General features: G+C 74.0%; 12 protein-coding genes. 7 read left to right on the top strand and 5 right to left on the bottom strand.

The window, feature by feature from the left end; translation table 11 throughout:
- Positions 1-84: 84 nt before the first annotated feature.
- The 3 genes from ACIF8S_RS15075 to ACIF8S_RS15085 all read left to right on the top strand — a co-directional run bounded on the left by ACIF8S_RS15075 (position 85) and on the right by ACIF8S_RS15085 (position 3,119).
- On the top strand, positions 85-1,383 hold the full coding sequence (locus ACIF8S_RS15075; protein ID WP_399999573.1) for a glycosyltransferase: 1,299 nt from the start codon (positions 85-87) through the stop codon (positions 1,381-1,383).
- Positions 1,380-2,648, top strand: a complete 1,269-nt coding sequence (locus tag ACIF8S_RS15080) for a hypothetical protein (RefSeq protein ID WP_399999574.1) — start codon at positions 1,380-1,382, stop codon at positions 2,646-2,648. The genes ACIF8S_RS15075 and ACIF8S_RS15080 overlap by 4 nt, the downstream gene beginning before the upstream one ends.
- A 192-nt stretch (positions 2,649-2,840) precedes the next feature.
- Positions 2,841-3,119: a hypothetical protein gene (locus tag ACIF8S_RS15085; RefSeq protein ID WP_399999575.1), complete on the top strand. Its 279-nt coding sequence runs from the start codon at positions 2,841-2,843 to the stop codon at positions 3,117-3,119.
- 129 nt (positions 3,120-3,248) lie between these two features.
- Here the strand turns inward: ACIF8S_RS15085 and ACIF8S_RS15090 are convergent, their stop codons facing one another.
- The 5 genes from ACIF8S_RS15090 to ACIF8S_RS15110 all read right to left on the bottom strand — a co-directional run bounded on the left by ACIF8S_RS15090 (position 3,249) and on the right by ACIF8S_RS15110 (position 12,801).
- Complete coding sequence (locus ACIF8S_RS15090; protein WP_399999576.1) at positions 3,249-4,274, bottom strand: hemolysin family protein; 1,026 nt, start codon at positions 4,272-4,274, stop codon at positions 3,249-3,251.
- Positions 4,271-5,605, bottom strand: a complete 1,335-nt coding sequence (locus ACIF8S_RS15095) for a hemolysin family protein (RefSeq protein WP_349799250.1) — start codon at positions 5,603-5,605, stop codon at positions 4,271-4,273. Before ACIF8S_RS15095 ends, ACIF8S_RS15090 begins: the two co-directional genes overlap by 4 nt.
- A 242-nt stretch (positions 5,606-5,847) precedes the next feature.
- The gene (locus ACIF8S_RS15100; protein ID WP_399999577.1) at positions 5,848-8,271 is read right to left on the bottom strand and encodes a phosphoketolase; all 2,424 of its coding nucleotides are present in this window, start codon (positions 8,269-8,271) and stop codon (positions 5,848-5,850) included.
- A 192-nt stretch (positions 8,272-8,463) separates the two neighbouring features.
- On the bottom strand, positions 8,464-12,018 hold the full coding sequence (putP, locus tag ACIF8S_RS15105) for a sodium/proline symporter PutP (RefSeq protein ID WP_399999578.1): 3,555 nt from the start codon (positions 12,016-12,018) through the stop codon (positions 8,464-8,466).
- Positions 12,019-12,222: 204 nt separating this feature from the next.
- The gene (locus tag ACIF8S_RS15110; protein WP_399999579.1) at positions 12,223-12,801 is read right to left on the bottom strand and encodes a rhodanese-like domain-containing protein; all 579 of its coding nucleotides are present in this window, start codon (positions 12,799-12,801) and stop codon (positions 12,223-12,225) included.
- A gap of 91 nt (positions 12,802-12,892) precedes the next feature.
- On the opposite strand from ACIF8S_RS15110, the gene ACIF8S_RS15115 reads away from it, so the two are divergent.
- The 4 genes from ACIF8S_RS15115 to ACIF8S_RS15130 all read left to right on the top strand — a co-directional run bounded on the left by ACIF8S_RS15115 (position 12,893) and on the right by ACIF8S_RS15130 (position 15,627).
- Positions 12,893-13,180, top strand: coding sequence for a metal-sensitive transcriptional regulator (locus tag ACIF8S_RS15115; RefSeq protein ID WP_399999580.1), 288 nt, complete (start codon positions 12,893-12,895; stop codon positions 13,178-13,180).
- A 462-nt stretch (positions 13,181-13,642) separates the two neighbouring features.
- Positions 13,643-14,368, top strand: a complete 726-nt coding sequence (locus ACIF8S_RS15120) for a CBS domain-containing protein (RefSeq protein ID WP_399999581.1) — start codon at positions 13,643-13,645, stop codon at positions 14,366-14,368.
- 149 nt (positions 14,369-14,517) lie between these two features.
- Positions 14,518-14,802, top strand: coding sequence for a DUF1876 domain-containing protein (locus ACIF8S_RS15125; RefSeq protein WP_399999582.1), 285 nt, complete (start codon positions 14,518-14,520; stop codon positions 14,800-14,802).
- An 81-nt stretch (positions 14,803-14,883) separates the two neighbouring features.
- Positions 14,884-15,627, top strand: a complete 744-nt coding sequence (locus ACIF8S_RS15130) for a L,D-transpeptidase family protein (protein WP_399999583.1) — start codon at positions 14,884-14,886, stop codon at positions 15,625-15,627.
- Positions 15,628-15,641: the final 14 nt, after the last annotated feature.

Here is a 15,641-nt window from a genome sequence, read left to right on the forward strand (position 1 = left end):
GCCTACTTGGCATGCGCATTACATCTCAGTCCCACCACACCCACCCTCCCGCAGGCCCACGCCGGAAAGTGACCGTGACCCGCCATGAGAACCGCCGGACGGCCCGCACCGCCCCACCGACCCCCGACCGACGCCTCCGCAGCCCGGCCGGTACTGCCCTGCCCGGCGGCGCTCCCCGCGGACCATGCCGAACCCGTGCTCGAGGTGGTCGTGCCCGTGCACAACGAGGAGCGGGACCTGGAGCCGTGCGTCCGGCGGCTGCACGCGCACCTCGCCGAGACCTTCCCCTACCCGTTCCGGATCACGGTCGCCGACAACGCCAGTACGGACCGGACACCCGGGATCGCCGCACGCCTGGCCGCGGAACTCACCGGCACCCGGTGGGTACGGCTGGAGGAGAAGGGACGCGGACGCGCCCTGCACACCGCCTGGTCCCGCTCCCCCGCACCCGTGCTGGCCTATCTGGACGTGGACCTCTCCACCGACCTGGCGGCCCTGCTGCCGCTGGTGGCCCCGCTGATCTCCGGCCACTCCGACCTCGCCATCGGCACCCGTCTGGCCCGCGGCTCCCGGGTGGTGCGCGGACCGAAGCGGGAGATCATCTCCCGCTGCTACAACGGGCTGCTGCGCGGCACCCTCTCCGTGGGGTTCTCCGACGCGCAGTGCGGCTTCAAGGCCGTACGGCGGGACGTGGCGGAGCGGCTGCTGCCGCTGGTCGAGGACCGTGCGTGGTTCTTCGACACGGAACTGCTGGTGATCGCCGAGCGAGCCGGCCTGCGGATCCACGAGGTGCCGGTGGACTGGGTGGACGACCCCGACAGCCGGGTCGACCTCCTCCCCACCGCGCTCGCCGACCTGCGCGGCATGGCCCGGCTGGGGCGGGCGCTGGCCCGTGGCCGGCTGCCGCTGGCCGCGCTGGGGCGCGCCGGGACGTCCGACGGCGCCGCGGGTCCGCCGCCCGGCCGGATCGCCCAGAGCCTCCGCTTCGCCGCCGTCGGCGCCGTCACCACCCTGCTGCACCTGCTGCTGTACGTCCTGCTGCGGCCGGCCGCCGGCGCCCAGGCGGGGAACGCGCTCGCGCTGCTGCTCTGCGCCGTCGTCAACACCGCCGCGAACCGGCGGTTCACCTTCGGGGTGCGGGGCCGCGAGGGACTCCCGGCCCACCACCTCGGGGGGCTCGTGGCCTTCCTCGCCGGTCTCGCCCTCACCGGCGGCGCGCTGGCCGTCCTCCACCTGACCGTCCCCGGCGCCGGACCGCGCACCGAGGTGCCGGTGCTGGTCACCGCGAACCTCGCCGCGGCCCTGCTGCGCTTCCACGTCCTGCGGGCCTGGGTGTTCCCCGGCCGCCGCTCCCGCCGTACGACAGGAACCTCCGCCTCATGACCGGCACGACGCCCCTGACCGGCCCGGCCGCCCCGGCCGACGCACCCGACGCCCCTCCCCCGGCCGCACCCGGGCCGCGCGAACGGCTGCGGAGCCTCGCCGCGCGTCACGGCCCGGTGCTCGCCACGTACGGCGTGCTCAAGCTGGTCGGCTTCGCCGTGTTCATGCTGCTCCTGGACTCGGCCGGCGACTTCCGGGAGAAGCATCCGCGTTTCGGCGGGGGCGCGCACCCGTGGGACGTGCTGGGCAGCTGGGACGGCTGGTGGTACCAGCAGATCGCCCTCTTCGGCTACGACCCCGCCCTGGAGCCCGTCCCCGGCGCCACCGGTCTGATCACCCTGGAGGGCAACTCGGCGGCGTTCTTCCCGCTGTACCCGGCCCTGATACGGCTGGTCTCGGAGATCACCGGGCTCGGCCCGTACGGCGCCGGGATGGCCGTGTCCGTGCTGTGCTCGTTCGCCGCCGCGCTCGGCATCCACGCCGTCACCGCGCGGCTGGGCGGCCACCGGGCCGGGCTGGCCGCGGTCGGGCTGTGGGCGGTGTGGCCCGGCTCCGGCACGGAGTGGGCGGTCTACTCCGAGTCGCTGTACACCGCGCTGGCCGCCTGGGCCTGCTGGGCCGTGACGACCCGCCGCTGGGCGCTCGCCGGGGTGCTGACCTTCGCCGCCGGGCTCACCCGGCCCACCGCCGCCGCCCTGGTCGCGGCCCTCGCCGTCGCGGGGCTGTGCGCGGTGCTGCGCCGTGCGGAGGACTGGCGGCGCCCACTGGCCGCGGTGGCGATCGCGCCGCTCGGGATGGCCGGCTACCTGGGCTGGGTCGGGTACCGGATGGGCGACTGGGGCGGCTACACCAAGCTCCAGGAGGGCGCCTGGGGTCACACCTTCGACTACGGGCGGCACAGTCTCGACGTGCTGACCTCGCTGCCGGTCGGGCACTTCGACTACCTGTTCGCCATGCCGATGGAGGACACGATCGGCGTGGGGGTGGTGCTGCTGGTGCCGGTGCTGACCGTGCTGCTGGTGCGGCTGCGTCCGCCCGTCGTGCTGGTCGTGTACACGGTGCTGTCGTACCTGACGGTCATGGGCACCCAGCAGTACTTCGGCAACGTCTCGCGCTACCTGCTCCCGCTGTTCCCCCTGTTCGTGCCGCTCGCCCTGGCCATGCGCCGGCTGAGCCGGTCCGCGCTGGTCACGGTGCTGGGCACGGCGGCGGTGGCGTCGGGATCGTACGCGGGATACGTCCTGTTCGAGCTGGGCGTGCCGTAGGCCGGTGCGGGGCGGTGGTCTGTCCGCCGGCGGGCGGGGGCAGGCTTCCGGCAGTACGCTGACCGCAGCCGGCCACCGGGAGTTCCCATGTGGAAGCGCAGGAAGCACGATCGCCGATCCGCAGCCCTCGCTCCGGAGTTGTGCGACCTCTGCGCGAGAACCTTTCCGCCCGGCGAGGCGGTGCGCGGGTACGTGGCGGACTCCTCGGCCGTGCATCCCGCCGATCCCCTCCACGACGGTCTGCGCCGCGTCACCGCCTGCTGCGAGGCGCACCTGGAGGAGGTCCGCGCCGTCTACCGGCGCCGGCCCTTCGTGCAGGAGGAGCTCTGGGCGGGCAAGATCGGCCGCGTGCTGGGCTCCGGCCCGCCGGTCGCCATGACCGACCTCGCCTGCCGCACCGGCCTCGACGAGCCGGACATCCGGCGCGCGATCGCCTGGCACAACGAGCACCACCGCCACCTGAGCGCGTGACGGCGGCCCCGCGCGCCGTCGCCTGAGCGCGTGACGGCGGCCCCGCGCCGCGCCCGGGACCGTACGACCGCGGCCCCGGGCGGACGGGGTGTCCGGCCGGGGCCGCGGGTGCCGTGGTGAGCGGCGGGGTCAGGCGGGCGCGGGGGCCGCGGGGCCCACGAGTTCCGTGAGGACGTCCTCCATCGTCACGAAGCCGATGACCTTGCCGTTCTCACCGACCGCCGCCGCGAGGTGGCTGCCCTCCGCGCGCAGCGCGGTGAGCGTGTCGTCGAGCGGGGTGTCGATGCGGACCCGGGTGACCTTGTGCAGCGTGGTGCGCGGGAAGGGCCGGTCCCGCTCGGTGACGCCGAGGGTGTCCTTGATGTGCAGGTAGCCCAGGAGCGCGTCGCCGGGGCCGGTGACCGGGAACCGGGACAGGCCCGCCTCGGCGGCCACGCGCTCCAGCCGTGCCGGGGTGACCGTGTGGTCGACGGTGTGCATCCGCCGGGCCGGGACGAGGATCTCGCCGACCGGGCGGGTGCCCAGCTCCAGCGCGTCCCGCAGCCGCTCCCCGTCGGCCGGGGTGAGCAGTCCGGCCTCGCTGGAGTCGACGACCATCCGGGCGAGCTGGTCGTCGGTGAACACCGACTCCACCTCGTCCTTGGGGTCGACCCGCAGCAGCCGCAGCAGGACGTTGGCGAAGGCGTTGATGCCGAACACGAACGGCCGCAGCGCCCGGGTCAGCCACACCAGCGGCGGACCCAGCAGCAGCGCGCTGGGCACCGGCGCGGCGAGCGCGATGTTCTTCGGCACCATCTCGCCGATCAGCATGTGCAGATACGTGGCGAGGCTCAGGGCGATGACGAACGCGATCGGGTGCACCAGCGCGTCCGGGACGTTCACCGCCTCGAAGGGCGGCTCCAGCAGGTGCGCGATGGCCGGTTCGGCGACCGCGCCGAGCACCAGTGAGGACACCGTGATGCCCAGTTGGGCGGTGGCCATCATCGCGGACAGGTGCTCCAGCGCCCACAGCGTCATCTTCGCGCGCTTCTCGCCCGCCAGGGCGCGCGGCTCGACCTGGCTGCGGCGTACCGAGATCAGGGCGAACTCGGCGCCCACGAAGAACGCGTTGGTCAGCAGGGTGAGGAGACCGATGGCGAGTTGCAGGACGGTCATCGGGCTTCCTCCATGACCTCGGCCCGTACGGGGGCCGGTGCGGTGACGCGTATGCGGTCGGCGCGGTGGTGCTCGACCGCGAGCACGTCGAGCCGCCAGCCGTCGACGTCGACGGAGTCGCCCTTGGCCGGGATGCGGGCCAGGCGGGTGGCGATGAGTCCGGCGACCGTCTCGTACGGCCCGTCCGGGGCGGTGACGCCCAGGGCGGTGAGCCGGTCCAGCCGGAGGCTGCCGTCGGCCTCCCAGACGGCGCGGCCGTCGGCCGTCGCCGGCGCGGGGGCCAGCTCGGGCACCTCGACGGGGTCGTGCTCGTCGCGGACCTCGCCGACGACCTCCTCGACGATGTCCTCCACGGTGGCGACGCCGGCCGTGCCGCCGTACTCGTCGATGACGACGGCCATGGCGCGGTGCGCCCGCATGCGCTCCAGCAGGCGGTCGGCGGGGAGGCTGTCGGGGACCAGCAGCGGCGGTGTGGTCAGTTCGGTGACGGGCGTGGTGGCGCGCCGCTCCGGTTCGAGGGCCAGCACGTCCCGGATGTGGACGGTGCCGACGACCTCGTCGAGGCTGTCGCGGTACACCGGGAAGCGGGACAGGCCGGTGGCGTGGCTGAGCGCGGCGGCGTCGGCGGCGGTGGCGTGCACCTCCAGGGCGCGGACGTCGACCCGCGGGGTCATCACGTTCTCAGCAGTCAGCTCGCTCAGGTGCAGGGTGCGCACGAACAGCTCGGCGGAGTCCGCCTCCAGGGCGCCCTCGGCGGCGGAGTGCCGGGCCAGCGCGCCCAGCTCCTCGGCGGTGCGGGCGGAAGCCAGTTCCTCGGCGGGCTCCAGGCCGAAGCGGCGCACGAAGCGGTTCGCGGTGCCGTTGAGGTGGCCGATGAACGGGCCGAAGGCGGCCGTGAAGGCGCGCTGCGGTCCGGCGACGACCTTGGCGACCGCCGCGGGACGCGAGATGGCCCAGTTCTTCGGGACCAGCTCGCCGATCACCATCAGCACCACCGTGGACAGCGCCACGCCGAGCAGAGTCGCCACGGTCGGGGCGGCGCCGCCCAGGCCGGCGGCGCGCAACGGGCCGCGCAGCAGAGCGGCGAGGGACGGCTCGGCGAGCATGCCGATCACCAGCGAGGTGACGGTGATGCCGAGCTGGGCGCCGGACAGCTGCACTGTCAGACGGCGTACGGCGGCCAGCGCACCGGCCGCGCCGCGCTCACCCGCGTCCGCGGCGCGCTCGAGTTCGGCGCGCTCGACGGTGGTGAGGGAGAACTCGGCCGCGACGAACACCGCGCAGGCCAGCGTCAGCAGCAGGGCGAGCAGGAGCAGCAGGACCTCGGTCACCGTGCCACCCCCGCTCCCTGACCGGCCGCGTGACGCGGACTGCGGGTGGTGGCACGGCTACTACTGGGAGGATCACCCATCGGGGGACCGTCGCTCCTTTTCGAACAGGTACGAAGACATGTGTGGAAGCAGGATGTCCTGCTTCCACGTCAACTGTAAAGGACCCGCAAAGTATCCCGCGCGCGTGAGTGACGGATGTCCCGTTCTCGGGGAGCCCGGACCGCCGCCCGTCGGAACCGGGGTCAGCCGTCCCAGGTCCAGTCGGCGACCTCCGGCAGGTCGGTGCCGTGCTCGCGGATCCACTCGTGGTGGCGCAGCCGGACGTCCTCCATCCGCTGCCGTACCGCGGCGGCCCGCACGGCCAGGCCGGGGACGCGGTCGATGACGTCCATGACCAGGCGGTAGCGGTCGAGGTCGTTGCGCACCACCATGTCGAACGGCGTGGTCGTGGTGCCGATCTCCTTGTAGCCGCGCACGTGCAGGTGGTGGTGCCCGGTGCGGCTGTAGGCGAGCCGGTGGATCAGCCACGGGTAGCCGTGGTACGCGAAGATCACCGGCTTGTCGGCGGTGAACAGGCCGTCGTACTCGAAGTCGGACATGCCGTGCGGGTGCTCCCCGCGCGGCAGCAGCCGGGCGATGTCGACGACGTTGACGACCCGCACCGCCAGCTCCGGCAGGTGCCGCCGCAGCAGCTGCGCCGCCGCCATGACCTCCTGGGTGGGCACGTCGCCCGCGCAGGCCAGCACCACGTCGGGTTCACGGTCGCCGGTCTCGGTGCCGGCCCAGTCCCAGATGCCGGCGCCGCGCGCGCAGTGCGCCTTCGCCTGCTCCATGGTCAGCCAGTCGAAGCAGGGCTGTTTGCCCGCCACGACGACGTTGACGTAGTCGCGGCTGCGCAGCACGTGGTCGGCGACCGACAGCAGCGTGTTGGCGTCCGGCGGCAGGTAGACCCGTACCGCCTCCGGACTCTTGTTGAGGATGTGGTCGACGAAACCGGGGTCCTGGTGGGAGAAGCCGTTGTGGTCCTGGCGCCACACGTGCGAGGTCAGCAGGTAGTTGAGGGAGGCGATGGGGGCGCGCCAGGGCAGGCGGCGGGTGACGCGCAGCCATTTGACGTGCTGGTTGACCATCGAGTCGACGATGTGCACGAACGCCTCGTAGCAGGAGAACAGGCCGTGCCGGCCGGTGAGGAGGTAGCCCTCCAGCCAGCCCTGGCAGGTGTGCTCGGAGAGGATCTCCATCACCCGGCCGTGCCGGTCGAGGTGCTCGTCCACGTCGAGCGTGCGGGCCTGCCACGCCTTGCCGCTGGCGTCGTACACGGCCTGGAGGCGGTTGGAGGCGGTCTCGTCGGGGCCCACGAGCCGGAAGTCGCGGCGGTCCGCGGTGTCCCGCATGACGTCCTCGAGGAGGTCGCCGAGGACGCGGGTCGGTTCGTGCATGGTCGCGCCCGGCTTGTTCACCGCGACGGCGTGCCGCTCCAGCGGCGGCAGGGGCAGCTCGCGCAGCATCAGCCCGCCGTTGGCGTAGGGGGTGGAGCCGAGGCGGCGGGAGCCGTCGGGGACGCAGGCCAGGACGTCCGCGCGGGGGCGGCCGTCCTCGTCGAACAGTTCCTGGGGCCGGTAGGACCGCAGCCACGCCTCCAGCTGCCGCAGGTGCTCGGGGTTGTCCCGGACGGCGGGCAGCGGGACCTGGTGGGCGCGCCAGGTGTTCTCCACCGGCAGTCCGTCGACCTCGGCCGGCCCCGTCCAGCCCTTGGGGGTGCGCAGGACGATCATCGGCCAGCGGGGGCGCTCGGTGGCGCCGTCCTCGCGTGCGGCGCGTCGGAACCCGGCGATGCGGTCGAGGGCGGTGTCCATGGCGTGCGCCATGGCCTGGTGGACGGCGGCCGGGTCGTCGCCGGTGACGTACAGCGGGTCGTGGCCGTAGCCCCGCAGCAGCGCGTCCAGCTCGTCCTCGGGGAGCCGGGCGAGCACGGCCGGGTTGGCGATCTTGTACCCGTTGAGGTGGAGGATCGGCAGGACGGCGCCGTCGTGGACGGGGTCGAGGAACTTGTTGGAGTGCCAGGAGGTCGCCAGCGGGCCGGTCTCCGCCTCGCCGTCGCCGACCACGCAGGCCACCACCAGGTCCGGGTGGTCCAGGGCGGCGCCGTAGGCGTGGGACAGGGAGTAGCCCAGCTCGCCGCCCTCGTGGATGGAGCCCGGGGTCTCGGGGGCGACGTGGCTGGGCACGCCGCCGGGGAACGAGAACTGCTTGAACAGCCGTGCCATCCCGCCCGCGTCCCGGGTGATGTCGGGGTACGTCTCGGTGTACGACCCCTCCAGCCAGGACCCGGCGACCACCGCGGGCCCGCCGTGCCCGGGGCCCCAGACGCACAGGGCGTCCAGGTCACGGGCCCGGATCACCCGGTTGAGGTGGGTGTACACGAGGTTGAGGCCGGGCGAGGTGCCCCAGTGGCCGAGCAGCCGCGGCTTCACGTGCTCCGGGCGCAGCGGCTCGGTGAGCAGGGGGTTCGCCATGAGGTAGATCTGGCCGACGGCCAGGTAGTTCGCGGCGCGCCAGTGGGCGTCCAGCGTCCTCAGCTCGTCGTCGCCGAGCGCAGCGAGATGGGGGTCCCCCCGGCCGGAGGCTGGGGGAGGGGCGGAGGCCTGGTGCGTGTCGACGGACATCATGGTGTCCTTCCGCGTCGGGATGGTCGGGGGAAGCCCGCGGGTCCGTATCTCCTCACCTTCCCCCGCGGGCCGCGGACCCGACAGGGCCACCTGGGCCATCTGCCCGAACCCGTGACAGCCGCCCGGCACCCGCGGCACCCTCACGCCGCGGGCCCCGGCGACGGCGACCTTCCCCGGCGTGCCTCCCGCTCACGGTTCCGTGACGAAGGACTGTTCCGTCCAGATGACCTTTCCCGTGGCGGTGTGGCGGGTGCCCCAGCGGTGGGCCAGTTGGGCCACGATCATCAGGCCGCGTCCGCCCTCGTCGGTGGTGCGGGCGTGCCGGGGGCGCGGTGAGGTCCCGCTGCCGTCGGTGACCTCGCAGATGAGCCCACGGTCCCGGATCAGACGCAGGGACACCGGCCCGGAGGCGTGACGGATGGCGTTGGTGACGAGTTCGCTGACGATGAGTTCCGTGGTGAACGTCAGCTCGTCCAGCCCCCACGCGGACAGCTGCCGGACGGCGGCGGTGCGGGCGGTGCCCACGGCGGCCGGGTCGCTCGGCAGGTCCCAGGAGGCGACCCGGTCCGCCGGCAGGCACCGGGTGCGGGCCAGGAGCAGCGCCGCGTCGTCCGGCGGCGGGCCGGTGAGCAGGGTCTCGACCACGCCCCGGCCGATCTCCCGCAGGGACGAGCGGGGTACGGCGAGGGCGTCGCCCAGCCGGGCGATCCCGTCGTCGATGTCCCGGTCCGGTGTCTCCACCAGGCCGTCGGTGTAGAACGCCAGCAGGCTGCCCTCGGCGAGATCCCGCTCGCAGGCCTCGAACGGCAGGTAGCCGAGGCCCAGCGGGGGCCCGGCGGGCAGGTCCAGCACCTCGGTGGTGCCGTCCGGGGTGACGAGGACGGGCGGCAGGTGCCCCGCGCGCGCCATCGCGCACCGCCCGCCGACCGGGTCGTACACGGCGTACAGGCAGGTCGCGCCGAGGAAGGCGGAGCCCGCGGCGGCCGGCTCGTGGTCGTCGTGGGCGCCCATCAGCCCGATGACCAGGTCGTCGAGGCGGGCGAGGAGCTCGTCCGGGGGGAGGTCGAGGTTGGCGAGGGTGCGTACCGCGGTCCGCAGGCGTCCCATGGTCGCGGCGGCCTCCATGCCGTGCCCGACGACGTCGCCGACGACGAGGGCGACCCGGGCGCCGGAGAGGGGGACGACGTCGAACCAGTCGCCGCCGACGCCGTTCGGGACGTCGGCCGGCTGGTACCAGGACGCCACGTCCAGCGCGGACCCCCCGCTGAGCGCCTGGGGCAGCAGGGCCTGCTGCATGGCGCGGGCGGCGGTGCGCTCGCGGGTGTAGCGGCGGGCGTTGTCGACGGCCACGGCGGCGCGGGAGACGAACTCCTCGGCGAGCCGCACGTCGTCGTCGCGGAAGGGGCCGAACCGCTCGGTGCGGGCGAAGGTCGCCACGCCCAGGGTGACGCCCCGGGCCCGGACCGGCACCACCATCAGGGACCGGTAGTCGTACATGAGGATCGACGCGCCGAGCGACGGGTCCTCGGTCACCCAGGGGCTGGTGGCGCGGTCCAGGTCGGGTTCGACCAGGGTCCTGCTCTCCAGCAGGCAGCGGGTCACCGGCGAGGAGGGGGCCCGCCGGACCGCCTCCCCGAGGGCCAGGCTGCCGCCGCAGCCGTCCTCGCGTGCCGACGCCTGGCCCGCACGGCGGATGACCGGCGCGAGCCCGACCGGTCCGGGCGCCGGTTCCTCGCCGCGCATCACGGAGTCCAGCAGGTCCACGGCGACGAAGTCGGCGAGGGACGGCACGGCCTCGTCGGCCAGTTCCTGCGCGGTGCGCGGGACGTCGAGGGTGCTGCCGATGCGGGCGCCCGCGTCGTTCAGCAGCGCGAGGCGGTTCTGGGCGTGCCACCGTTCGGTGACGTCGACGACCATGTACAGGACGCCCACCGGGCGGTCACGGCGGTCGGTCACCCCGAAGAACGACACGGAGACCGCGCGGGCCTCCGCGGGGTCCTCCTCGGCACTGCGGAACTCCCAGTCCATGACGGGCTCGCCCGTCTCCAGCACCCGGCGCATCTGCTCCTCGAAGCCCCGGAACTCCGAGGTCGGCCGCAGTTCGCTCAGCCGCCGCCCCAGGCGCTGCTCCAGGGGGATCAGCCGGTCGAGCGGCTCGTTCACCCACACGTACCGCAGGTCGGTGTCCAGCATCGCCAGGCCGACCGGGGCGCGGGTGAGGAAGGGGGTGAGCACCACTTGGCTGGTGCCGCCGCCGGGCATCCGCCAGAAGGCGCGCTTGGGCGGCCGGCCGACGTACCGGCCGAACACCAGCGCCGCGACGGTGGCCACGAGGACGCCGGGGACCATCTCGTAGACGCCCGACTCCAGCGGACCGAGCAGCGGGTTGACCTGGTCCCACAACAGGACCGTGCCGGCGCCGGCGACGATGCCCGCCATGGCCCCGGCCGAGGTCATCCGGGGCCAGTAGAGCGACAGCACCACCACGGGGCCGAAGGCGGCGCCGAACCCGGCCCAGGCGTAGGCGACGATGCTCAGCAGTCCGTCGCCGTGCAGCGCTATGGCGTACGCCACCACGATGACCAGGACGACGGTGCCGCGTCCCACCCACACCAGCGCCCTGTCGGAGGCGTGCCGGTTGAGGAACGCCCGGTAGAAGTCCTCGGTGAGCGCCACGGACGACACCATCAGCTGGCTGTCGGCGGTGGACACGACGGCGGCCAGGACGGCTGCCAGGACGACCCCGGCGATCCAGGGATCGAGCAGCGCCCGGCTGAGGGCGATGTACACGGTGTCGGGGGCGGACAGCGGGGACAGCTCCCCGATGCCGGCCAGGCCCACCAGGGTGGCGCCGGTGAGGACGAGGACGACCCAGGCGGTGCCGATGCGCCGGGCGGCCGGTACGTCCTGGGTGCTGCGGATGCTCATGAAACGGGCCAGGATGTGCGGCTGGCCGAAGTAGCCGAGCCCCCAGGCGAGCAGGGACACGATCGCCACGGCCCCGAGCGGACCCCCGCCCGTCCAGACTCCGCCCCCGAAGTCGACCCGGGAGCCGAATTCGCGCAGGGCGGGCTGTCTGCCGTCGAGGGCGTCCCCGAGCGCGCCGAAGCCGCCGAGACGGGCGATCGCCACGGCGGGCAGCACGAGCAGGCCGAGCAGCATCAGCGAGGCCTGCAGCACGTGCGTGAGGCTCACCGCGAGGAAACCGCCGAGGCACGAGTAGATGACGATGAGCAGGCCGGTGAGGGTGACGCCGACCGTGAAACGCAGATCGAAGACGGTCTGGAACAGCAGCCCGCCGGCCACCAGGCCGCTGCCGACGTAGACGGTGAAGAACACCAGGGTGACCGCGGCCGAGACCAGGCGGAGCATGCGCGTGCGGTCCTCGAACCGCTCCTCCAGGTAGCCGGACAGGGTCACCGCGTTCCCGGCCCGTTCGGTGTAGGTGCGCAGCCGTGGCGCGACGAACAGCCAGTTCAGGTACGTGCCGACGACCAGCCCGAAAGCGATCCAGACGGAGCCGAGCCCGGCGGCGTAGACGGCGCCGGGGAGCGCGAGGAACAGCCAGCCGGACATGTCGCTGGCTCCGGCGGACAGGGCGGCGACGTACGGGCCGAAGCGGCGCCCGCCCAGCGCGAAGTCGTCGAAGGCGTGCGTGCGGGCGTAGGCCCGGATCCCCGTTCCGATCAGGGCGAGCACGTAGAGGACGAACGTGGCGACGATCGGCGCGCTCAGCTGGAACATGTGGTCCTCGCCCGGAAGTCCCGCGATGCGCGGCACACCCTCGGTCCGGCGGGCAAATCATGACTCGGCGCCAAATTTACCCATGTCGACCCGGTGCAACCAGAGGAACGCCGGCGCGGGGGCCCGGCGGGACGGCCGGACCCCCGCTGGGGGACGCGGCGGGCTCGGCGAAGGCGCGGACGCCGGCGGCGGCCCGCGCCTGCCTCACTCGCCGCGCAGGGCGGCCAGCGCGGAGTCCAGGTTCGCCCCGCGCGGCCGGTTGTGGGGCAGCTTGCCGAGGACCACGGCCATGCCGCAGGTGTCGGTGAGGGCGGAGAACACCAGCCCGCCCGCGATGGCCGCCGAGAGCAGCTGGAAGGCGGGGTGCACGAGCAGGCCGAGCACGAGGCCGAGGAGCACCAGGGTTCCGGCGGTGAAGCGCACCTGCCGCTCCATGCCCCAGACCGCCCGGGTACCGGCGTTCGCGGGGCGCTCCAGGTCACGTCCCTCGGACGCCCAGGCGCCGGTGCCGCCGGCGAGCGTGGCGGCGTCGAGGCCCTCCTCGGCGAGCAGGGCGCACGCCGTCTCCGAACGCGCCCCGGAGGCGCACACGAGGAGGAGGTCACCGCGCCGCGCGGCCTGCCGGATCTCCGGCAGCGCACGCCGCACCCGGTCGAGGGGGACGTTCACGGCGCCGGGCAGGTGACCGGTCGCGTACTCGGCGGGCGTACGCACGTCGATCACGGTGAACTCGTGCAGCCGGGCGCCGGCTGCGTCGGTGGGGAGGGAGACGGGGGTGCTCATGGCGGGTGTGTGATCCTTCGTGGTCGACGGTCGACGGGGTACCCGAAGCGGACGTAGAGTACCCCACGGGGTATTTCATCAGGGAGTGGTCGTGGACATGGATCTCGCGGGCGCGGAGTTGAAGTCCGTGCTGAACAGGCTGCGGCGGGCGCAGGGGCAGATCTCCGGAGTGATCCGGATGATCGAGGAGGGGCGCGACTGCGAGGACGTGGTCACGCAGCTCGCGGCGGCCTCCCGCGCGCTGGACCGGGCCGGTTTCGCGATCATCGCCACGGGCCTGCAGAAGTGCGTGGCGGACATCGAGTCCGGCCGCGCGGGCGGCGAGGACGGCGAGCAGATGCGGGCCCGCCTGGAGAAGCTGTTCCTCTCACTGGCGTGACCCTCCGCCCCTCCCACGTGGACCGAAGGCCGCCCGCCCCACGGCAGGCGGCCTTCAGCCGTTCCTCCCGCGCCGAAGGCACGCCCCGCACCGCAAGCAGGCGGAACCGTCGCCACGCCCCGGCGTGCGCGGGGTGCGGCGCGCGGTCACGCGACGGACGGCCACACTCCGCCGCCACGCCCTCGACGTGAGCCGCGAGGGCCGAGCCACGCGGGGCGGGCGGCTGCCGTCACGGGTGCCCGAGGCCCCCGTGCGCGAACTCTCGAACGCGGCGGGGCCTCCTTCGGCCACCCACCGCGAGCCCCGGTAGGGAGCTTCACGGACATCCGGGCCGAACGGCCCTGGTCCCTGCCCCCAGGGGCCCTGGGATCCGCCGGACCGGCCAGCGGAGGCTGAAGGTGTCCGTTCCCGGCGAGGACGCGTCCCTGCCGGCGACAGCCCGCGCAGTGAGGAGGTTCAGCGATGAAGGCCACCGAGGTCGGCGCCGTCATGACCACGGAGGTGGTCACCGCCGCGTACGGCACCCCGCTCGGGGACGTGGTCCGCAGGCTTGCGGAGCACCGCGTCGGCGGCCTTCCGGTGACCGACGACGAGGGCAGGGTCGTCGGCGTGATCTGCGCGTCCGACCTCACGCGGCCCGGGGCCCGCGAGGCCGTCACCGGCCCCTGGCGGGTCCGGCCGCGCGGGCCCGGCCGGAGCCCGCTCCGCGCGCTCTCCGGCGGCCGGGCCCGTACGGCGGGCGGTGCGATGTCGGCACCCGCCGTCACCGTGAGGGCCCGCTCCACCGTCACGGAGGCCTCCTGCCTGATGACCACGCACGGCGTCGAACGGCTGCCCGTGGTGGACGAGGAGGAGCGGCTCGTCGGCATCGTCACCCGGCGCGACCTCTCCCGGGCGGTCCTGCGCACCGACGGCGCCATCGACCGCGCCGTACGCCGGTACGTCCTCGGGACGGCCCTGTGGCTGACACCGCGGGCCCTCGCCGTCGGCGTCGAGAACGGTGTGGTGACGCTCACCGGCCAGGTGGAACGGCGCAGCGACGTCGAACTCGCGGTGGACGCGGCGAGCCGTATCGACGGGGTCGTCGCCGTCGTCGACCAGCTGTCCTACCGGGTCGACGACACCCGGCTGCCCACCGCTACCGCCCCCGCGCTCGGGGAGACCGGGGAACCGGTCCCACGCCGGTGACCGCGCGTGGCCCCGTCAGACCGGGTACCCGGGGTTCGAGGGACCGCCGCCGGGACCTTCGGCCCCCTGCCCCTCGGCGGCCGGAGTGCGACGGTGGAGGGTGAGGCGACCGGCACACCCGGGCCCGTCCCCGGCCGAGGAGGCAAGCCATGGCGCGCACCCTGGAATGGAAGACCCGCCTCTACCTCTTCGAGGAGGAGGGCGTGACGAAGGCACGGGCCACGCTCGACACCGGGACCACGGTCCTCACCGGTCACGGCACGGCCCACCGCAACCCGGCGGACACGGACGTGCCGGAGATCGGCGACGAGCTGGCCGCGGGCCGCGCCCTGCGCGATCTCGGCCGCCACCTGCTGGACATCGCCGAACAGGACGTCGAAACCGCGAGCCCGCAAGACCCGGACCACACCCCGCTCCTCGGCTGGACCCTGTGACCCCCACCCGCACGGCCGCACGGTGACAGCGGGCCGGCGAAGCTGACGGTTTCCTCACAACTGTCCGGCAGAGTCGGCCGCATGATCAAAAACGCTTCCCGGGGAGTGCCCCTGGTGACGGTCTCCCTGCTGCTCACCGGCTGTGCGGCCGCCGGTGCGCCGGCTGAGTCGCATCCCGCCGCGGCCGCCCCGCAGGCCTCGGCACCGGTCGTCGTCGGCCACGAGGCCGCACCCGAACCGAAGGAGCTGCCCGGGCTGGGACCGCGCACCCGGGCGCAGGTGCCCGAGGACACCGGGCAGGCCGTCGTGGTGACGGGACGCGGCAGGAACTCCTCCGAGTCCACCGTCGTCCTGTACGAGCGCGGCGCGGACGGCTGGGAGGCCGTGTCCCGGTGGCCCGCTCACAACGCCCTGAAGGGGTGGACCGACGACCACCGGCTCGGTGACCTCCGGTCACCCGTCGGCGTGTTCACCCTGTCGGACGCGGGAGGGCTGCTGCCCGATCCGGGGACGCGGATGCCGTACGACCGTTCCGACGGTTTCTCTCTGTCGGGCACCGGGTTCCGCGGCGAGTCCCTCGCGGGGTCGTTCGACTACGTCGTCGCCATCGACTACAACCGCCGGCCCGGCACGTCCCCCTTGGACTGGACCCGCCCGCTCGGCGCGGAACGCGGGGGCGGGATATGGCTGCACGTCGACCACGACGGCCCCACCCAGGGCTGTGTCTCGATCGCACGCGAGCACATGCGGGCTCTGCTGCGGGCGCTCGACCCCGACCGGCGTCCCGTCGTGGTGATGGGCGACGCCACCTCCCTCGCCCGGTGACGGCGGGCCGCCGA

This window comes from Streptomyces sp. NPDC085937 (assembly GCF_044540535.1).
Classification (GTDB): Bacteria; Actinomycetota; Actinomycetes; order Streptomycetales; family Streptomycetaceae; genus Streptomyces.